This window comes from Roseicyclus sp., from assembly GCF_965662675.1.
In the GTDB taxonomy this organism is placed as follows: domain Bacteria; phylum Pseudomonadota; class Alphaproteobacteria; order Rhodobacterales; family Rhodobacteraceae; genus Roseicyclus.
In genome coordinates, this window is record NZ_CBFIIK010000191.1 from 1 (window position 1) to 1,222 (window position 1,222).

Sequence of the window (1,222 nt, forward strand, 5' to 3'; positions counted from 1 at the left end):
CCGGCCAGCCCGGTGCCGATCCGGCCGTGACCGGCTATTGCCGCTTTGCTGCCGACAAGGACAGCGGTGAATACACGCTGCGCACAGTCAAGCCCGGCGCGGTCAAGGGCCATGACGGGCGGATGATGTCGCCACATATCACGATCTGGATCGTGGCGCGCGGGATCAATATCGGCCTGCACACCCGCATCTATTTCGCCGATGAGGACAACAGCACCGACCCGCTTTTGGCGCGCATCGAACAGCGCCCGCGCGTCGAGACCTTACTCGCCAAGCGCGTGGGGCCGGGCCAGTATCGCTTCGACATCCGGCTGCAAGGGCAGGGCGAGACGGTGTTTCTCGATATCTGAAAGGTTTCTTCTTGTCCGACACGGTTCTGATTGCGGGCGGCGGCATTGCCGGGCTCAGCCTTGCCTTGACGCTGCACCAGATCGGCGTGCCCGCGCGCGTTTTCGAATCCGCGCGACACATGCGGCCCTTGGGCGTGGGGGTGAACCTTCAGCCCAACGCCGTGCGCGAATTGTTCGATCTGGGGCTGGGGGCGGATGTGCTGGACCGCGTGGGCGTGCCCGCGCGCGAATGGGCGCTGGTGGGGCTGAATGGCCGCGAGGTCTATGCCGAGCCGCGCGGGCGATATGCCGGCTATCATTGGCCGCAATATGCCGTGCATCGCGGCGCGTTCCACATGGCGCTATACGAGGCGGTCGTCGCGCGGCTGGGGGCCGGTGCGGTTGTGCTGGGGGCCAAGGTCACGGGCTATGCGCAAGGCGCGGATGGCGTGACCGCCCGGATCACCCATGCCGATGGACAGGTCGAGACCGTGGCGGGCGCGCTGTTGATCGGGGCCGATGGCATCCATTCGCGGGTGCGCGCCCAGATGCACCCGCAACAGCCGCCGATCCATTGGGGCGGTGCCATCATGTGGCGCGGCACGGTGCGCGCCAAACCCTTGCGGACGGGGTCGTCCTTTGTGGGCCTTGGCACGCATCGCCACCGCATCGTGTTCTATCCCATCTCGGGCCCTGATGCCGATGGGCTGGCGCTGATCAACTGGATCGCCGAGGTGACCGTCGACCCCAGCCATGGCTGGCAGCAAGATGGCTGGTTCCGGCCCGTCGAGATCGCGGAGTTCGCCCATCATTTCGAGGGGTTCCGCTATGATTGGCTGGATGTGCCCGCGATGCTGGCGGCGGCCGATTGCGCCTATGAAAACCCGATGATC

General features: G+C 66.3%; 2 protein-coding genes. Both read left to right on the forward strand.

Features of this window, described 5'->3' with window-relative positions; translation table 11 throughout:
* A partial coding sequence (pcaG, locus tag ACTG4J_RS15400; RefSeq protein WP_439140610.1) for a protocatechuate 3,4-dioxygenase subunit alpha occupies positions 1-350 on the forward strand: 350 nt, incomplete at its 5' end.
* 11 nt (positions 351-361) lie between these two features.
* A partial coding sequence (locus ACTG4J_RS15405) for an FAD-dependent monooxygenase (protein ID WP_439140611.1) occupies positions 362-1,222 on the forward strand: 861 nt, incomplete at its 3' end.